Raw genomic sequence first — 16,116 nt, 5'->3', positions numbered from 1 at the left:
ACCCTCTGGCCACGCGCTCCTTCATCGCCCGCCCCACCACCGGAACGGGGTACAGCGGCATTTACGTCCAGCTCGACGGCGTACCCAGCCACCACCTCCCGCTGCTCCTGGCGGCCTACCAGTACAAGTTCGGACGCGACGTGGAAGCCATGTCGCGTCACCTCATCGACGACGTCGCCGTCGGCTGGGACGAGCTCGGCACCGACCTCCTCGACGGCGCCCCGCCCTCGCTCGTGGCCGCGCTGACCGGCGGCGAGCAGTGGCCCAGCCGTCACCTCGACCACCTGATCACCCCGGACGGCTCCCCGCCGGTGCGCATGTCGGTCACCGACGAGATCGCCGACGAGCAGGACATGCAGTGGGGGTACATCCTGCACAAGGAGGGCATCGAGGTGATCAGCCTCCTCCACGAGGACATCGGCCCGGTCGTGGACTGGGCCGTCGACCCGCGTACCGCCTTCAACGACCACCCGGCGGCCTGGTCCTCCCTCGACCCCGCACCGGTTATCCGGGCATCGCGCAGCACGCCGTCCCCGGGCGCTCCCGCTGCGTCCCCGGTGAAGGCCCACGCCCCGCGTCCCGCCACGCGCCGCTAGTTCACTGCCGTCTTCCCGGAGCCTCCCCCTGCCCTCGCACACCCCGCCCCTGATCACCGTCGTCATCGCCAGCCGCCTGCGCGAAGACCGGCTCGACTACCTGACCGCCATGCACGCCAGCCTCACCCGGCAGTCCGTGCCGTGGGAGGCCGTGATCGCGCTCGACGGCGCCTCGCCGGACCGCCTGCCCGACCCGCTCGCGCAGGACTCTCGCGTCCGCACGCTCGCTCTGCCCCGCCCGGTCGGCGCCGCCTGCGCCCGGAACCTGGCCCTCGCCCATGTCCGCACCCGGTACACCAACTGGGCAGACGACGATGACGAGTTCACCGACTACGCCATGTCCGTACGGCTGAACATCCTGGAATCGACGGGGGTCGGCTGGTGTGCGGGATGGAGCGAGGACCTGCACCCGGACGGAACGACAACACTGTGGTGCTGCCCGCCGCCGCCCGGGCGGCACGAGGCCGACGATGTGTGGACGTACTGGAAATCCCCGTCCGACGCCATCTCCATCGGGCCGACCACCCTTCTTGCCCGCACCGACATCGTGCGCGCGGCACCGATGGGCGGCCCGGTCCAGGGCGAGGACTACATCGCTTATCCCGGCACTTTCCGTGTCCCTCGCAGGTCATGTCGCTTAACTACCTTTTGAGGAAACGGACGTTGTCGCATACACGCACTGGGCCATGAAGCTCATTCTGGTTGGCCTCGACCAGCCTCGCCTAACGTACACAACATCCCTCTGTGTCACCCATTCGTGGCGTCCTCACCAGCTGCGTCCCAGCTCGCGCCACGCTCGGCATCACCTCGACACGAGTTGCAGGCCAAGGCGGGGAAGCTACCTGGACCGGATGATCCGGACGTCGCTGACGCCCTCTTCGGCCCGCTTGTAGCTGGCGTAGTCTCCAGCGGCCTTCGCGCTGTAGCGGACTACGGACTCGCGGCGGAGACCATCCTGCATCCATGTGATCTTGAAATTCTCCATGCCGTGCTCGCTGACTTCGGCCCGGGGGGCCGGTTCGGCTTTAAAGGATCCCTGGCAGAAGGCGTCGTCGGCGGCCCACGCGCTGTACGCCACGCCCGCCCACCCGTTGAGGTCATCGGCGCGGTGGCTTGAGGCCAGGTCCTCCAGATAGATCCGCAGGCCAGATGCACGGTTCTTCTCTAGCTGCTTCGCGAAGTGCTGGCGCATCCCGCCGAGGGTGTGGTTGGCCTTGCTGCTGTAGCGCGTGGCCAGGTCCAGGAAGCCGAACTGATGGCGGACGCGGTCGGCGAGCATGGCATCCCAGTGGGGCGGTGCGGCCACGAAGTACCTGAGGACTCCCGGGCTCCCGGGGGTAACCTCGGCCTTCAGCCAGCGCTCCATGGAAACGTTCTCAAAGTTTGGGTGCAGCAGTACTTTTCTGGCGACTTCCGTGGTGATGTCGCTCTTCTTGGAGTTGCAGTAGTCACAGGTCCCTACGAGGTTGTCGGGGGCGACACACAGGGCAGGGAATGCCTTCTTGGGCAGGACGTGATCGAGCTCGGATACTTCGGTGTGTCGGCACATCGGGCACAGGTCTTCGTCGCGGCCGTCCATAACCTCGTCGTAGATTTCGCGGCCGGCGCCACTGACCATGCCGCTGTCGTAGACGATGTCGGACACCGTAGTGCCGGGTATGCCTGCGACTTGGAAGTCCTGTGACTTGAGGGTGTGCAGGGTACGTGACAGGGCGGCGGCCCTATAGATGTCGGCGGCTTTCTCCGCGATTTTCGCGGCCGCGCGGAGCTTGGTCCCCAGGCCGTCATTCTTCTGCGTGTCGCGGGACCCGCCAGTGCAGATCTCCCAGCTGACTCTGGCGCTGAGTGTCACCGGATCCGAGGGCCACATCAGCGCTCCTCCGCCCTCTTGTCCGCGAACAGGATGTGCACCAAGCCCTTGGCCTCGTCGCCCAGCTGATTCCCAAAGTGACCGAGAACGCCCTCATAGGTGTCGAACCGGGCGACCGCCTTCTCGATCTCGGCGTAGAATCCGGACTTCATCACTTCGAGACCGAAGATCTCGTGGGTGAGTACTCCGACGTTCTCCCCATAGGTTTCGATCCTGGGACGCCGCGCGCGCCCGCGAGAGCGACTGATCTTGTAGACGCAGGACCTCGGGACTTCCTGGAGCACGACAGGCGAGTGCGTCGCAATGATGGCGACACCGTTGCGCTCCGCCAGAAGCTCGGACAGCGCGCGGACGAAAGAAGACAGCAGCGGGGGATGGAGATGCGCCTCGGGCTCATCGAACAGCACGAGCGTCTGCTCCCCAACGAGGTCCACAAGCCGAGTGAGGGTGAGCAGCACGATGGCGTGTCCGGAACTAAGACTCATGAAGATGTCGCGCCACGAGCGTCCTGCGCCGTTCGCAGGCTCGTCTCCATGTGTGATGCCTTCGATCAGCCTAGGGCTGATGCGATCACCGATGAAGTCGCCGCCGATGAGGACGGCGGCGTCAAACTGGGGATCGCTGGCAAGGGTGAGCAGGGATTTAATCCACCGGTCCTGGTGTCCGGAGGTCGCGATTGACCTGATGCTATCGAGGAATTCCTCGGCCAGTTCCTCCCGTCCCTTCAAACGGGTGGGGTGGCTGTCGCTGGTTTCACCGTCAGGTACATGCGTGGTGAGGCCGACGTGCGTGTAGCTGGTCCTGGTATGGGACGGGGTGATGCTGGCAAAGGGGTCGAACGCGCTGAAGGTGACGAGCAGAACGTTCGCGAAGCCGGTTTCCTCGATGTAAGTGATTTTGCCGGCGGTTTCGGGAAGGTCGAAGGGGCGCACTGCGGCTGTGGCCAAGGAGCGCAGGAGTGTGGTCTTCCCGACCCCGTTGCGCCCGATGAGCACGTGGATGTTGCTGTAGGGAACGGAGTTGGGCCGGACTTCGAACTCCAGCGGGGGGCGTGCCGAGATCTCGGTGTCCGCTTGGGGAGAGTGGTAGTTGAACTTATAGCGGGCGAGCCTGGGCCCTCCGGCGGTGATGCGACGGTACTGGCGGAGAACTGTTTTTGTGGAGAGGTTTCGCATAAAGGAGTTGCCGACGACCGGACTCGACGTTGCCAGCGCGTTCAGTTTCTCTTCTGCGAGTTCGGGGCTCTCCAGCGCGGTGATGTCGCCCAAGCCTCGGAGGATCTCTCGCCCCTGCTGTTTGAGCTCGGCGATCCTTTCGTAGTACTGGACGTCCTGGCCGAGCGAAATCCATTCGCCAAGGCCGGCCGGCAGCCCGTCGGCGAAGTCGCCAAGTGGCAGAGGGCTCGGGCCGGGTTCCTGCTCGACCAGAGCGATCTTGACACGGCCAATCTCGATCGGCTTGGTGTCATCGGTACGGCGGAACCACAGGTCGTAGCTGGTTCTGAAGCCAAAGTCGTCCCAGTTGTCAGGGAGGAGGATGGCGGCGCGGGGGCCGGCGTCGGAGGGGAAACGTCGGTCGGATTGAACGATGAACCGCACAGGGTCCTCCAGGCTCGCGGCAGCACTCGGACCCGGAACCCTATCCACCCGGCAGCCGCACAGGGACGCCTCAGGGCCTAACGCCACGACACCCCGTTGATCACATGCTGATGATCACACCACGGCCGCCTATGACCATCAACACCTGGCAGCAGGGGCGTTACGCGTTCCCACGCCACATCAGTCAGGTCACCACGCCCCACCTCAAGATCATTATCAGAGGTCTTCGTCCGTACTGAGGAAGACCGACTTGAACAGGTCGGCCGCGTCGACGAGGGGCTCGGTGGGCACCCGGAACTCACCGCTGGTCACCGCGTCGTTGCCGTCCTCGGTAAGTTCCCACGAGACCTCCACCGAACTGGCATGACGATCCTTCGCGATGATGACGTAGTCGTCTTGGTCGCTCGTCCAAGGCACGTTCGGACGGAACGACTCCGGAGTGAGCACAACTACGGCGTCCTCGCCATGGGTGCTCCAGGTCACGGGATAGCCCCGTGGGAGGGGTTGGATAGCCGAGTGGTCGAAGCTCGGCAGGAACGGCTCGTGCGGCCCCAGCACTGGTTCGACGGCTTTCTCGAAGTCTGCGTCGTCCGGGTCTAGGTAATCCAGCACCTCGCAGTTATGGAACGTCAGCATCAGGTGCGGCTTGGCCACGAAACGATCGCGACTGACCACCTGGACACCGGCACCCGGCATCCCGACGCCTAGGAGGTGCTCCCGACCCTTGGCGATGTGCTCGGCCTTCTTGCTCTGCCATGCGGCGAGCGCCTGTTCCCGGTCCTCCGTCGACAGCGGCTTCGGGCTGCCGAAGACGCTCGACGGCAATTTGAACGGCGTCGAGGCGATAATGTCTTCAGCCGGTGTCGGCTGCTTGGTGAACTGCTCTTCTTCGTAGCGGCGCAGGCTCTCCAGGATCTCGTCCACGCGGTCGACCCTGCAGATGGGGCCGAGCAGTTGCACCTCGAGGTCAATCGGTGGCTTCCCGCCCCGGCGGACGCGCTCGACGAGGGCGAGGACCTCTCCGGAGCGTGCGGGCCGCGTGTTGCTGGCGCCTCGCACGTAGATCGCGCCGTCCTCGATGTTGTCGCGGCGGTCCTCACCCTGATAGCTCTTGTGACACGGGAAGATCGTCTGGCCATCCTCCGGCGGCTGGGCGATGACGAACAGGACCTCGTGGTCGGAGTCGATGCCAATCCGACCGAACTCGAACGCCGGGAACAGGGGCCCGAGGTAGGGGCGGAGCCGGTCCTCGAGCTCGTGGGCCTCGGTTCCGCGCGGTACTCCGGGAGCGCTGTTCTTCTGTACGCCGATGACCAGGACCGCGTAGCCGTGGAAGTGTCGGGCCGCCTCCCCCGGACGCCGGTTCGCTGCGCCCAGGAGGAACTTTGCGATCTTGGCCGCGGTCGCCTTGCTGTTCATGTCGAGTGAGCTCTTGACCTCGAGGTAGGTCGCCTCGGCCTCGTCGCCGACAGCGACTACGTGCTCAAGAACGCCCCGTAGGGCGCGCTCACCGAGCGGGATGACGCTGGTGTCGAGAGCGGAGGTCCCGGCGTCCGAGTCGTCTGAAGGCAAGAGATCCGGCATGGAACGATTCTCCCATTCATGACCGCCAGGCGGGATTGAACCATCCGCCTACGAGAAGCCTGGGCCTCGATCACGGCGCAACATAGCCGACGATCGCCGGTTACCCCAACCGGCGATCGTCACGACACTTGAAGCTCCCCTCCAGCCGCAAGTCTCAGCGGCCCCGGCACGCGCACGGCCAGCGAAGCCGACCCTCGAAGGAGCAGCCCAATCCCTCCCCACCCACGGCCACGAGCCTGCCCGCAAAGGGCAATGCCCGTTATCCACCGCCGCCACCCAAGCATCGATCGCAGAGGCGAGTGCTCATGATCGGGCGACCAGCCCCACGGCCAAGAATGCTCACCACAGTCAACGCCCCAGGTGGCTGGACGGCGGATGCTCACGGAAAAGCGGAACCTACAAGACGAGCGCTGCGGCCGGGGTGATCTGATGTCTTCCTCCGTCACTCCGGCCACATTCGACCATCTAGCCAGGCGCCTGGAGGAACTGGCCGCCTCATTCCCCACCAGCCCCGACGCCGTCGACCTGGTCACGCTCACCGACGACATCGGCGTGCTGGCCCACCATCTGCAGCACACCATCGAACACGCGCAGGAACGGTTCACCACACCGCAGACGGTCTACCCGCCCGAACGCGTCACCCTGGTCCAGCTCGCCCGGGCCGTCGCCGGAGCCCTGACCTACGCCACGACCGGCTTCCAGCGCGAGGCCGTGGAGGATCTCACCCACTCGCCTCTGCGCAACGACCCCGACGTCCTGCGGATCATGACGGCCGAGAAGTACGTCGCGGCCCGCGCACGCCTGCACCACACCGCCGCTGCCCTGCGCCCGACCTCCACCCCGGCACCGCCTGGGCCGTCCACACCGCGCACGACCAGCCCACGGACCCAGCCAGCTCCCGCCGCCCAGTCACGGCAGCCGAACCGCCGCTGAACGACACCCGCAGACCACGGGACGCTGCCGAACCCTCTTGCCGAGATCCAGCTCGCCTACAGCCGCGCCGCCGCCCTGGCCGCCATCGCCCACGGCGAGCAGCACCAGTGGGCCAACACCGCCTTGGACTAGGCCGGCCTTCACCAAACGGGACGACGGAAGCGACAGCATGCCCAGCCCCGACGTTCGCCCAGCCCTCCCCCGGCGGACCGCCCCCTTGAGACCAGCCCGGCGTACCACGACCCGTCCGCCGTCCCCTCGCCGCTGACCAGCAGAAAGAAGGAATCCTTCTCTGTCCGACCACTTCCGCTTCCGTGCCCATCCCGAACACGGTTTCGTCGCCACCGCCGCACCGAGCTTCACCCCTCACCTGGCCGAGTGGTTCCTCGTCCGCGAGCAGTTCGAGCCCGTCCCCTTTTCGCCGGGCCTGTACCGGCTCACCGAGCCGGAACGCGATGGGCTGCGCCGTACCCGCCAAGCCGTCCACGACCTGCGCAGCCTCGGCTACAGCGTGCAGGCCGACATTCACCCCGACCCGTCCCTCTCCGCCGACCCACCACGCCCGGACCGGCCGAACGGGCTCCAGGAGCGCCGCAGCCGTCTCGCCCAAGCAGCAGCCGGCCGAACGACGCAGCGCGCCACACCGCCCACCACTTCCCCGCCCTCGGCCCGACCGATCCCACCGAAGCCCACCTACGCACCGACCGTCCACCTGACGGCCTCGGGCAGCGGACGGTCCCGATGACGCCCGCGAGCAATCCGACCCCAGAGGGCTCCGTCCCGGTGACACCGGAACTCACGGACAGTGCACGCAACTTCCGGCTGCGGATGGCGGTCATCGACCGCGAAAGCGAGGCCGCGCTCGACATGACATGCGACCGCTACGGTCGCACCGTCCACGCAGACGCTGCGGCAGCCGCGCGAGTCCGACGCAACAGGGCTGCGGTGGAGGCGTACACCACCCATCTCGCCCCGCACGCCGATGCTCTGCTCGATGCCGCCCGGCGTGCGCTCGACGAACTGCCACCGGCCCGGCACCTGGCCGGGTGGCGGGCCGTGCTGGACGCCCTGGCCGCCTCCGCCGCCGAGATCCGCCGGGCCCTCGACCAGCCGGATATCCCCGGCTCCCCGGCCGAACTCGCGCGGCATTCGGCCCTGTGGCCACACCTCACCGCCTGGGCCGAACACAGCTCCATCGCCAGCAACCTTGCCGACCAGCACAAGCACCACCGCCACAAGGCCCCGCTGACCGACGAGGAACAGCAGATGTGGACGGAGATGGCCCAGGCCGCTCAGCAGCGAGGCGAGCTAGAGCGGACCGAGTCGTGGTACGCCGCCGACGGGCAGCCGATCCCCCTCGCCCACCTCGTCGAGAACGACGACTCGACGCTGGTCGCGCTACGAGGTGACCCGGACGCACCGGGCTGGCAGGTGATCGGGCACTACGCCCACGAATGCGAGGCAGGGAAAGCACTGCCTGCCCCGGTCCCGCCCGGTGTGCTGCGCGCGGACGTCTCCCGGTTCAACCGCCCGGCGCCCGCCCCGGAGGTGTCGCTGCAGGAACTCATCCGCGACGTGGTCGAAGGCCAGGCCGCGGGGGACGCCTCCGAAGCTCTCCTCGGCGCCGTCCAGCGCGGCTACATCTCGGGGCCGATGGTCCGTCTCCGGGAACTCCTCGAAACGAGTGGCCAGTTCGCCGGCGCGCTGGAGAGCGTGCAAGGCCGCCAGATCGCCGCCCGCCTTGCGGCGCTGGGCCGGCAGATCGAGTTCCTCACCCGCGAAGTCGAAGAGGCTGCCGAGGACCTCGGCGCGACCGTCGCCGTCCTGCCTCCGCACCGCACCCCCGTGCTGCGCATCCGCCCGCGCCCCGCCATGGACACCACACCCCCCCACTCCGCCGCCCCGCACCAGCACGCCAGCCCGCCAGCCCGCCACCGATAGGAGATCCGCCTTGCCCGAAGCACCAGCAGAGCCGTTCACGCCGATCCGGCACACCATCACCGGCGAGATCACCACCACCGGCTACAACGCCGCCGCCCGGCGGATCCTGCTCCAGGACGGCTTCGAAGAGACGCCAGGCTGCGCCTGCCGAGCGACGGAACCCGGTACGGAGCGGACGCACGGGCCTGCTCGGCAGCCGGCGAGCTGCTCGTCGCCAGCCATCTCCTGCACCTGGACCGAGCCCTCGGTCGGCCGGTGAGCGCCGACGCTACGCCCCCGGTCGGCCCGGTCGCCGATGTCAGCACAGTCCGTGATCCGCTCCGAGAACGGCCGGCCTCTCCAGCGCATCGCCAACCCCGCCCGCACCCGCACCTGTTGAAGGGGCCTCATTTTTGACCACACCCGGAACGCCTACCAGTCCAGCGCGCACCAAGGGTGGCGAACTGCGGGCCAAGGTGGCCCGGCTGCTGGCCGACCGTCCGGCGGACGCACTCACCATCGGGGACATGGCCAGGCAGCTGGGCCATTCCCACGGCGCCGTCCGCAACGCCGCCCTCACTCTGGTGCGACGCGGCGAGGCCGACCAAGGCGGAACCGGACAACCGGAGTTCCGCGCGAACGCGAAGACCGCCGCAGCCGCGCAGACCGCTGTGATCAGCCCACCGGGCACCCACGCTCCCCGCACCCAGACGACCACCGCCCGCACGACCATTACCGCAGCAGCCACTCCGAAGCAGACCGGCCCGATCCGCCGCGCGGGGGGTCAGCTCTACCACCCCCGTGAGCTGGCCGATCTGCCCGACGTCGAGGCGTTGAATCGCTTGCGCGACGCCGACGTGCCGGTGCTGCTCTACGGCCCTCCGGGCACCGGCAAGACATCGCTGGTGGAGGCGGCGTTCCCGGACCTGCTCACCGTCGCCGGCGACGGCGACACCACGGTCGGCGACTTGATCGGCGAGTACACGCAGGCCGACGGCGGGGGTTACGTTTTCCAGTACGGTCCGCTGGTCACCGCGATGACCGAGGGCCGTGCCCTGCTGATCGACGATGCCACCCTGATCTCGCCGAAAGTCCTGGCGGCGCTGTATCCCGCGATGGACGGGCGCAGGCAGATCCAGGTCAAGGCCCACAAGGGCGAGACCATCAAGGCCGAGCCGGGCTTCTACGTGGTGGCGGGCCACAATCCGGGCGTACACGGCGCGGTGCTGACGGAGGCGCTCGCGTCCCGGTTCAGCGTGCAGATCCAGATCGGCACGGACTATGACCTCGCCCTGGCCTTGAGGATCGATGCCCGGGTGGTCCGGGTCGCCCGGAACCTCGCCCGTCAGGTCGAACTCGGCGAGCTGGGCTGGGCCCCGCAACTGCGGGAACTGCTCAGCTACCAGAAGACCGAGGCCGTCCTCGGCACCAAGGCCGCGCTCGCGAACCTGGTCGGCATCGCTCCTGTGGAGGATCGCGACGCCGTCGCCGACGCCGTCATGAAGGCTGTCGGCGTCAAGAAGATCGCGCCCCTCACCCTCGGCAAGCAGCTCCCCGCCTCGGCCGCCCGGCAGCCCCCGGTCAGCACCGGCTCCGCACACCGGGGCCGCTCGCGATGAGCGCCCACCACCACGTCCAGTCCCCCGCCACCACCCGGGACGACGACGCCGCCCTCGCGCGCTGGGACGACGACGGCGCCCCGCCCGCAAAGCCCCGTTCCTCCCCGGCCGCGTGGCTGCGGGTGGGAGCCGAACTCGGCGACCGGCTGGTCGACCTCTCCGGCCGCCAGGACCTCCTCGTCACCTGCCGCCCCGGCACGCGCAGCGGCGCACCGGCCGCGTTCTTCCCCACTCTGGGCGAGGTCGAGTTCGACGCCGGCCTGTTCGCCCCGCTCAAGCCCCACGAGATCCATCCGCGGATCGTGGGCGACGAGGAGCGGTATCCCGCCGCCTGGGGAGTGTTCGTCCACGAGGCCGCGCACGCGGCCCACTCCGTCTGGACGGCGCCTGCCGGAGCGAGCCCCCGTGTCGTCGAGGCCGCGCTCCTGCTGGAGGAGAGCCGCGTCGAAGGCGCACACCTGATCACGCGGCCCACGGACCGCACGTACCTGCGCACCAGTGCCCGAACCCTGGTCATGCCCGACATCGCCCACCCCACCCTCCAGGGCATCGAGCACGCCGCCGGTGTGGCGGCCCTGGTCCTGGGCCGCCGTGACGTCGGCATCCTGGACGCCGGCGAGACCCGGGCCGTCGCCGATCTGTGCGAAAAGGTGCTGGGCGCAAATCTTCTGGCCACCCTCACCCGCATCTGGACCGCAGCCCACCGGTGCGCCGACCACGACGCCACGACCATGCTCGCGCACGGTCAAGAATGGTGCGACGCTCTGGACACCGCGGCCCCCGCGCTGCCCGTGCCGGAGAACCTCACCGATCTGCTGTCCGGCGCCGTGGGGGTCGTCATGGACCACGCGGCAGCCACCGACGCCGCCGACCTCGCGGCACAGGCCGCAGCGGCCAACGCCATGGCCGCGCAGTCCAAGGCGCAGGCTCAGGACCGCGCCCAGCGGGCCGGCCGGCGACGCAAAGCCGCCGCCACCGCCAAGTCGGTCTTCAACGCCCGTGGCACCACCGTCACCCCCGACGGCACACCGGCGCCCTCCGGCAACCCGGTCACCGGCACCCGCAGGCCCAGCGCCGCCGAGCAGCGTGCCGCCGCGCGCCTGAGCCGCGCCCTGCGTGCCGCCGCCTACCGCGAGCGGACCGAGGAACAGGCCACCAGCCCCACCCCGCCCGGCCGCCTCAACATGCGCGCGGCCCTCGCCCGCGACGCTCAGCGCGCGGCCGGGTCGGTCCCCACCGCACAACCGTTCACCCACACCCGCCGCCGGAACACCCCCACCCCACCGCTGCGTGTGGGTATCGCCGTCGACGTCTCCGGCTCCATGCGTGCCGCCTGCGCGCCCGTCGCGTCCGCTGCCTGGATCGTGGCACGCGCAGCAGCCCTGACCGACCCCGACTCCCTCACCGCCACCATCGCCTACGACAGGCACCTGACCGCACTGATCCGGCCCACCCACCGAGCACCAGAGCGCGTGACGACGTTCGACGCCACCGGCGGCCACCACAACCTCGGCGACGCCATCGACGCACTCGACCACGGCCTCGAACTCAGCCGCCCCGGCGCCGGCCGCCTCCTCGTGATCGTCACCGACGCCCGCTACCGCAGCGACGAAACCGCTTCTGCCGTCACCCGCGTCAAGCAGCTCACGACCGCCGGCTGCGCCGTACTCCAGCTCACCCTCACCGCGAAGTCCCACCACTTGCCGGGGACCACCTTGCTGCACCTGCCACAGCCCTCCAGCGCTCCCGCCGCCATCGCCACAGCGGCCACAGACGCCATCCGCAGGACACGCTGAGACGACGCAGAAGGCGGAAGCGTCCCCGAGACCACCGCCAAGCACTCCAGACCACCTCCGTCCGCCGCATGAACCGTGCATCTGATGCACGACCCTCCGCGACGACGCAGGCCACCACCATCTGTCTGCTCGACCGCACAGACCCGCCCTTAGCCCCTGAACTGCCCGCCACCGCAAGGAGATCACCCCGAATATGGCTGTCCGCACGACCTGGAAAATTGTCCACAGCTGTGGACACGAAGTGGCACACAACCTGTCCGACCGACCTGCCGACCGGCGCGCCGGATTCGCCCGCTGGCTCGCCGAGCGTGACTGCACCGACTGCTGGAAGGCCGCCCGCGACGCCGACACCGAATCCAAGGAAGAGTGGCTCGCGGCCAAGCGCGCCGCCGAGCAGGAGGCTGCCGTCGCGTGGGCGAAGCAGTTCGACATGCCGCCGCTGGAAGGCTGGGCCAAGGCCCTGGAGTGGGGCGAGCGCTCCCGCCACCAGCTGATGACGGCCGCACACACCGAGCTGGTCGTGGAAGGGACCTGGGACGAGGCGGACTGGGCGGAGTTGGAGGAGAAGGCACGCTCCATCACCGCCGCCGGATGGTGGATCGACCAGCGCGACGCCGAAGGCACTGACCTGCTCGAACTCCTCAACGCTGCAAGCGAGAACGACCGCGGTACGGAGAACCCGTTCCGCTGACGGCAGGGGAACATAGCCGGGAAACGCCGGTTAGCCAAACCGGCGTTCCTCCGGACCATTGTTCCTCCCACCGCCGCCACCGATTGCGTGGAAGGAACTCATGTCCCAGCCCCCGCCCACTTCGGCGTTCGCGCCGACGCCCGACCCGCTCACCCCCGCCCGGGACATCACGCACCAGCACTTCCAAGCTGGCGACACCGTCGTCGTCCTGAAAGGGGTGGCCAGCGGGGAACTGTGGGGCGACGCGATGCGCGTCGTCGCCCCGTCCTGGCACACCCCGACCGACGAGGACGGCTGGCGGCTGCGTGATGCGACCGGCGGAGCCCAGACCTACGTCACCGGCCACCCCCGCTACCTCGTGCACCTCTCGCGCCGCTGCCCGGACTGCCTGATCTACCTGCGGGCCATGGAAGACGCGCTCCTGCCGCGGTGTGCGGGCCGTGACGAGCAGATCGACTGCGGCTGGTACACCACCACCGCCCTCAACCAACTCGTGCACATCGCCGACATCCGGAGCGGCCGATGATCCCCCACCTCAACGAGCGCACCCACACGCCGCACGACCCGCTCGCCGAGGCGCTGGGGCGGCCCATCTCGCCGAATGAGGGCCTGCCGGAGTACACGGTCGTCGCTCACTGGCCGGGACTGGATTACTTCGCCCCGGACGACGAGCAGAGGACCTGGACTTCCGTCCAGTGGGCCGAGCACCTCGAAGATCCGTACCTGGAGCATCCGTTCGCGGTCAGCCCGGACGACGACCGAAGGCCGATCCTCCGCATCGACGTCCGGCTTCATTCGGACGACCGGGAGCTGACCGGACCCGAGTGGGCTGAAATCGCCCACCGGCTCGCCCGCGTTGCCGGCATCGAGATTCCCGGCAAGGAGGACGGCTGCCGGTGGATTGCCGTTCAGGCCCGGTCCGGACGCATCGATGTGATCGCCAACCTGATCCACCTCGACGGGGCATGGCACGCTCCGCCCGCCGACATCCTGCGGCGCCTTGCGGACGAGGCACGCCGCATCGAGCAGGACTTCCACCTGATCCCCCTCCGCTCCGGCCCCACGGCGCGGCCCGCAATCCGCACGGCGCCCACAGCGTCGGCCCAGCTCGCGAGCGTCCTCACCCAGCTCGCCGACGAGCAGGTCGGTCCGCTGGCCACGGTCCGCGGACTCGTCGAGCACACCGCGCACCGGATCACCCGCCAGCCCGGCGCGGTCGGCACCGACACGGCGCACCGCCTGGAGCTGATCGCCCGCCGCCTCCATGCCATCCAGCAGGACCTGGACAGCGCCGCCGCGCGTCTGGTCCAGCCTCGGGCCGCCGCCGTACCGCCCGCCGCCCGGCACACCGCCCACCGATCGTCGTAGAAGAAACGTCTCCTCGCCCCGTACCGACCGATTCCTGGACATCCGCCGCGACCCGCACTCCGACGAACTCCTCGCACGCGGCCGGGACTCCGAGGCACACAGCATCCTCCAGCGCGCGGGTTTCATAGCCGTCGTCCGCCTCCACGAGACCTACCACCGCGCCCCCACCGGCCTCACCGAAGACGACGAGTCCCGTCTCGCCACCGACGCCGTCGCCCGCCTCCGGACAGCCGGATACCACGTCGACTGCGCCCCGGACTTCGACACTGACGCCCAGCCGACCAGTTACCTGCCGCTGGGCTTCTCCGTCGCCCACCTCGCCGAGCGCCTTCGTAACGCCACCACCACGGACGAGGCGGCCGACGCGCTGACCGAGCTGACCGCCGCCCACGACGGCATCCTCGCCGCACCGGAGGAAGTGCTCACCGCCACCGCCGACTTCCACGACGGTCGGCCAGGCTGCCGACCCCTACACCGCCCGGCGACTGCGCTACCTCGCCCACGAGCACCTCCACATCATCCGCACCGACCTCGCCCACGCCCGCACCGCCCTCGCCGACCGGCGCACCCCGCACCCCGGCCGCAGCACCTGCACCGGGGAGGTTCCCACCACCGAACGCGAACGCTCCGCCGTGTGCGCCTGCCCGCCCCCCGCCGCGCACGCTCCCGGCCCCTCCGCCACCGGTAGCCGACGGACTGCGCCGCTGACCCCCACCTCGCCCAAGGACACCATGCACAACCACGACACCTCCGAGCGCCTCGCCTCGTACGCCGACGTCCTCATCGGCGAACTCCCCGACACCTGGACCAGCACTCACCTCCCGCCGGAGGCCAAGGACGACCTCGCCGAACTGGCCGACCGCATCTGGGACCTGGACCTGGTCGCCGCGTCCCTCGCCGAGCGCCCGCTTCATCAGGCAGCCGTCCTGAGCCGCCCCGACGGCGCCCAGCTCGTCCTGCTGGACCGGCACGACGCACGCGACGGCTTCCTCATCGCCGCCATCGCCCCTCGCGCCCTGCCCGACGAGGCGTACCGCGCCGTCCCCGAGCCCAACGGCATCGCCCTGGCCGACGATCCGTTCCTGGGCGCCGAGCAGGTCGCCGGCGACCTGCTCGCCCGCTACGACAGCGCGCTCGCCCAGGTCCGGCACAACGCCCTGGGCGGCATCCAGCCCTCCCAGCCGGACCGGGTCGTCCTGACCTGGCAGCCCGACGGCAGCGTCGCCACCGCACCCGTCGACGACCGTGCCGGCGTGATCCTCGTCGCCCACGGCTTCGTCCAGGACCCGCAGAGCGGCATCTACCGCCTCAGCGGTGACGACACCAGGGCGCAGGCGCGCGCCCTGCGCGAGATCGGCCCGCAGCTGGACGCGCTCGGCGTCGGCACCGCCCTCCAGCACCCCGCAGGCCGGACCGCGCCCACCTCCGCCCCAGCCTCCATGCCAGCCTCTCCGGCCGGCAGTCGTGCGCCGTCCACCAGGGCTCGATGAAGCAGACGGAGCCCGAGTTCTGGGTGCTGGAGTACATCACCATCACCAAGGATCCCCGCAGCAGCCTGGTCGTCGCCATCGGCGGCACCGAGAAGGCGGCGGACATCCTCCAGCGAACCGGCGGCTTCCTCTCCGCTGCCGGACCGCGCGGTGATTACCACCGGCTTCCCCACGGCCTACCCGTCGAGCAGCAGCGGCTGAAGGCGGCCACCGCCTCGCACGCCCTGCTCGCCGCCGGTCACAGCGTCCACCTCGACCCCGCCCTGAACATGCTGGCCACACCGGACGGCGAACGTGACGGGGCCCTGCGCTACCTCGCCCATCTCGCGGAGCGGGCCTCTGCGGCCAAGACCAGCAGTGAGGCGGCCGAGGTGCTGACCGAGATCGCCGCCCCGGTCAACGGGCTGCTGCCCCTCACCAGGGAAGTGGTCGTCCGGGCCTGGATCGCCACCAGTGACCTCCTGGGGACTTCCCCCGGCGAGGAACCCGAACCCCTCGCACGGCTCGGGGACACCGCCAGCTCCCTGAGCCAGGCCGCGCACGTGATCCTCCGCGCCCGCAACCACGCCGCCCGGGTTTCGCAACCGGCGGCCCCCACACCGCCGCCGAGCACCGCCCAGCCCTCGGCCTCCCGCCACCGGTGACCCCGGA

At 69.5% G+C, this 16,116-nt stretch carries 16 protein-coding genes and 2 pseudogenes; 14 read left to right on the top strand and 4 right to left on the bottom strand.

Annotated elements, in window-relative coordinates:
• Positions 1–23: 23 nt before the first annotated feature.
• The gene (locus HW837_RS18335; protein WP_046773761.1) at positions 24–596 is read left to right on the top strand and encodes a hypothetical protein; all 573 of its coding nucleotides are present in this window, start codon (positions 24–26) and stop codon (positions 594–596) included.
• A gap of 49 nt (positions 597–645) precedes the next feature.
• A pseudogene (locus HW837_RS18330) lies at positions 646–1,203 on the top strand (glycosyltransferase family 2 protein); the annotation flags it as partial.
• Between the two features lie 231 nt (positions 1,204–1,434).
• Here HW837_RS18330 and HW837_RS18325 read toward each other — a convergent pair.
• The 4 genes and pseudogenes from HW837_RS18325 to HW837_RS18310 form a co-directional block, all read right to left on the bottom strand.
• Positions 1,435–2,466 (bottom strand): HNH endonuclease, encoded by a 1,032-nt coding sequence (locus HW837_RS18325; RefSeq protein ID WP_013001048.1) that lies wholly within the window; start codon positions 2,464–2,466, stop codon positions 1,435–1,437.
• Positions 2,466–4,064 (bottom strand): AAA family ATPase, encoded by a 1,599-nt coding sequence (locus HW837_RS18320; RefSeq protein ID WP_013001049.1) that lies wholly within the window; start codon positions 4,062–4,064, stop codon positions 2,466–2,468. Before HW837_RS18320 ends, HW837_RS18325 begins: the two co-directional genes overlap by 1 nt.
• Positions 4,065–4,144: 80 nt before the next feature.
• A pseudogene (locus tag HW837_RS18315) lies at positions 4,145–4,267 on the bottom strand (transposase); the annotation flags it as partial.
• 13 nt (positions 4,268–4,280) lie between these two features.
• Positions 4,281–5,648: a hypothetical protein gene (locus tag HW837_RS18310; RefSeq protein WP_060878355.1), complete on the bottom strand. Its 1,368-nt coding sequence runs from the start codon at positions 5,646–5,648 to the stop codon at positions 4,281–4,283.
• A gap of 429 nt (positions 5,649–6,077) precedes the next feature.
• On the opposite strand from HW837_RS18310, the gene HW837_RS18305 reads away from it, so the two are divergent.
• The 12 genes from HW837_RS18305 to HW837_RS18255 all read left to right on the top strand — a co-directional run bounded on the left by HW837_RS18305 (position 6,078) and on the right by HW837_RS18255 (position 16,109).
• On the top strand, positions 6,078–6,581 hold the full coding sequence (locus HW837_RS18305) for a hypothetical protein (RefSeq protein ID WP_013001051.1): 504 nt from the start codon (positions 6,078–6,080) through the stop codon (positions 6,579–6,581).
• Positions 6,582–6,873: 292 nt separating this feature from the next.
• On the top strand, positions 6,874–7,326 hold the full coding sequence (locus HW837_RS48685; RefSeq protein WP_079088732.1) for a hypothetical protein: 453 nt from the start codon (positions 6,874–6,876) through the stop codon (positions 7,324–7,326).
• Positions 7,323–8,522: a hypothetical protein gene (locus HW837_RS18300; RefSeq protein WP_107307675.1), complete on the top strand. Its 1,200-nt coding sequence runs from the start codon at positions 7,323–7,325 to the stop codon at positions 8,520–8,522. The genes HW837_RS48685 and HW837_RS18300 overlap by 4 nt, the downstream gene beginning before the upstream one ends.
• 10 nt (positions 8,523–8,532) lie before the next feature.
• Complete coding sequence (locus HW837_RS18295) at positions 8,533–8,781, top strand: hypothetical protein (protein ID WP_060878356.1); 249 nt, start codon at positions 8,533–8,535, stop codon at positions 8,779–8,781.
• A 196-nt stretch (positions 8,782–8,977) separates the two neighbouring features.
• On the top strand, positions 8,978–10,120 hold the full coding sequence (locus HW837_RS18290) for an AAA family ATPase (RefSeq protein ID WP_060878357.1): 1,143 nt from the start codon (positions 8,978–8,980) through the stop codon (positions 10,118–10,120).
• Positions 10,117–11,916 (top strand): hypothetical protein, encoded by a 1,800-nt coding sequence (locus HW837_RS18285; protein ID WP_013001054.1) that lies wholly within the window; start codon positions 10,117–10,119, stop codon positions 11,914–11,916. The genes HW837_RS18290 and HW837_RS18285 overlap by 4 nt, the downstream gene beginning before the upstream one ends.
• 193 nt (positions 11,917–12,109) lie before the next feature.
• The gene (locus tag HW837_RS18280) at positions 12,110–12,607 is read left to right on the top strand and encodes a hypothetical protein (RefSeq protein ID WP_173402879.1); all 498 of its coding nucleotides are present in this window, start codon (positions 12,110–12,112) and stop codon (positions 12,605–12,607) included.
• 100 nt (positions 12,608–12,707) lie between these two features.
• On the top strand, positions 12,708–13,133 hold the full coding sequence (locus HW837_RS18275; protein ID WP_060878359.1) for a hypothetical protein: 426 nt from the start codon (positions 12,708–12,710) through the stop codon (positions 13,131–13,133).
• Positions 13,130–13,975: a hypothetical protein gene (locus HW837_RS18270; RefSeq protein WP_013001057.1), complete on the top strand. Its 846-nt coding sequence runs from the start codon at positions 13,130–13,132 to the stop codon at positions 13,973–13,975. Before HW837_RS18275 ends, HW837_RS18270 begins: the two co-directional genes overlap by 4 nt.
• A complete protein-coding gene (locus HW837_RS49615) occupies positions 13,872–14,663 on the top strand; it encodes a hypothetical protein (protein ID WP_234370162.1) in 792 nt (263 codons plus the stop codon). The genes HW837_RS18270 and HW837_RS49615 overlap by 104 nt, the downstream gene beginning before the upstream one ends.
• 43 nt (positions 14,664–14,706) lie before the next feature.
• Complete coding sequence (locus HW837_RS18260; RefSeq protein WP_037729849.1) at positions 14,707–15,465, top strand: hypothetical protein; 759 nt, start codon at positions 14,707–14,709, stop codon at positions 15,463–15,465.
• Positions 15,462–16,109 (top strand): hypothetical protein, encoded by a 648-nt coding sequence (locus HW837_RS18255; protein WP_013001059.1) that lies wholly within the window; start codon positions 15,462–15,464, stop codon positions 16,107–16,109. Before HW837_RS18260 ends, HW837_RS18255 begins: the two co-directional genes overlap by 4 nt.
• Positions 16,110–16,116: the final 7 nt, after the last annotated feature.

The sequence above is a fragment of the Streptomyces caniscabiei genome (assembly GCF_014930365.1).
GTDB classification, from domain to species: domain Bacteria; phylum Actinomycetota; class Actinomycetes; order Streptomycetales; family Streptomycetaceae; genus Streptomyces; species Streptomyces caniscabiei.
The sequence above is the reverse complement of the archived record's forward strand: the minus strand, read 5'-3'. Positions and strand labels throughout refer to the sequence as shown.

Excerpts from the sequence above, each read along its gene's own strand:
- HW837_RS18285 (WP_013001054.1), top strand. The coding sequence starts at position 10,117 with ATGAGCGCCCACCACCACGTCCAGTCCCCCGCCACCACCCGGGACGAC.
- HW837_RS49615 (WP_234370162.1), top strand. The coding sequence starts at position 13,872 with ATGCCATCCAGCAGGACCTGGACAGCGCCGCCGCGCGTCTGGTCCAGC.
- HW837_RS18275 (WP_060878359.1), top strand. The coding sequence starts at position 12,708 with ATGTCCCAGCCCCCGCCCACTTCGGCGTTCGCGCCGACGCCCGACCCG.
- HW837_RS18280 (WP_173402879.1), top strand. The coding sequence starts at position 12,110 with ATGGCTGTCCGCACGACCTGGAAAATTGTCCACAGCTGTGGACACGAA.
- HW837_RS18270 (WP_013001057.1), top strand. The coding sequence starts at position 13,130 with ATGATCCCCCACCTCAACGAGCGCACCCACACGCCGCACGACCCGCTC.
- HW837_RS18310 (WP_060878355.1), bottom strand. The coding sequence starts at position 5,648 with ATGCCGGATCTCTTGCCTTCAGACGACTCGGACGCCGGGACCTCCGCT.
- HW837_RS18325 (WP_013001048.1), bottom strand. The coding sequence starts at position 2,466 with ATGTGGCCCTCGGATCCGGTGACACTCAGCGCCAGAGTCAGCTGGGAG.
- HW837_RS18305 (WP_013001051.1), top strand. The coding sequence starts at position 6,078 with ATGTCTTCCTCCGTCACTCCGGCCACATTCGACCATCTAGCCAGGCGC.
- HW837_RS18260 (WP_037729849.1), top strand. The coding sequence starts at position 14,707 with ATGCACAACCACGACACCTCCGAGCGCCTCGCCTCGTACGCCGACGTC.
- HW837_RS18255 (WP_013001059.1), top strand. The coding sequence starts at position 15,462 with ATGAAGCAGACGGAGCCCGAGTTCTGGGTGCTGGAGTACATCACCATC.
- HW837_RS18300 (WP_107307675.1), top strand. The coding sequence starts at position 7,323 with ATGACGCCCGCGAGCAATCCGACCCCAGAGGGCTCCGTCCCGGTGACA.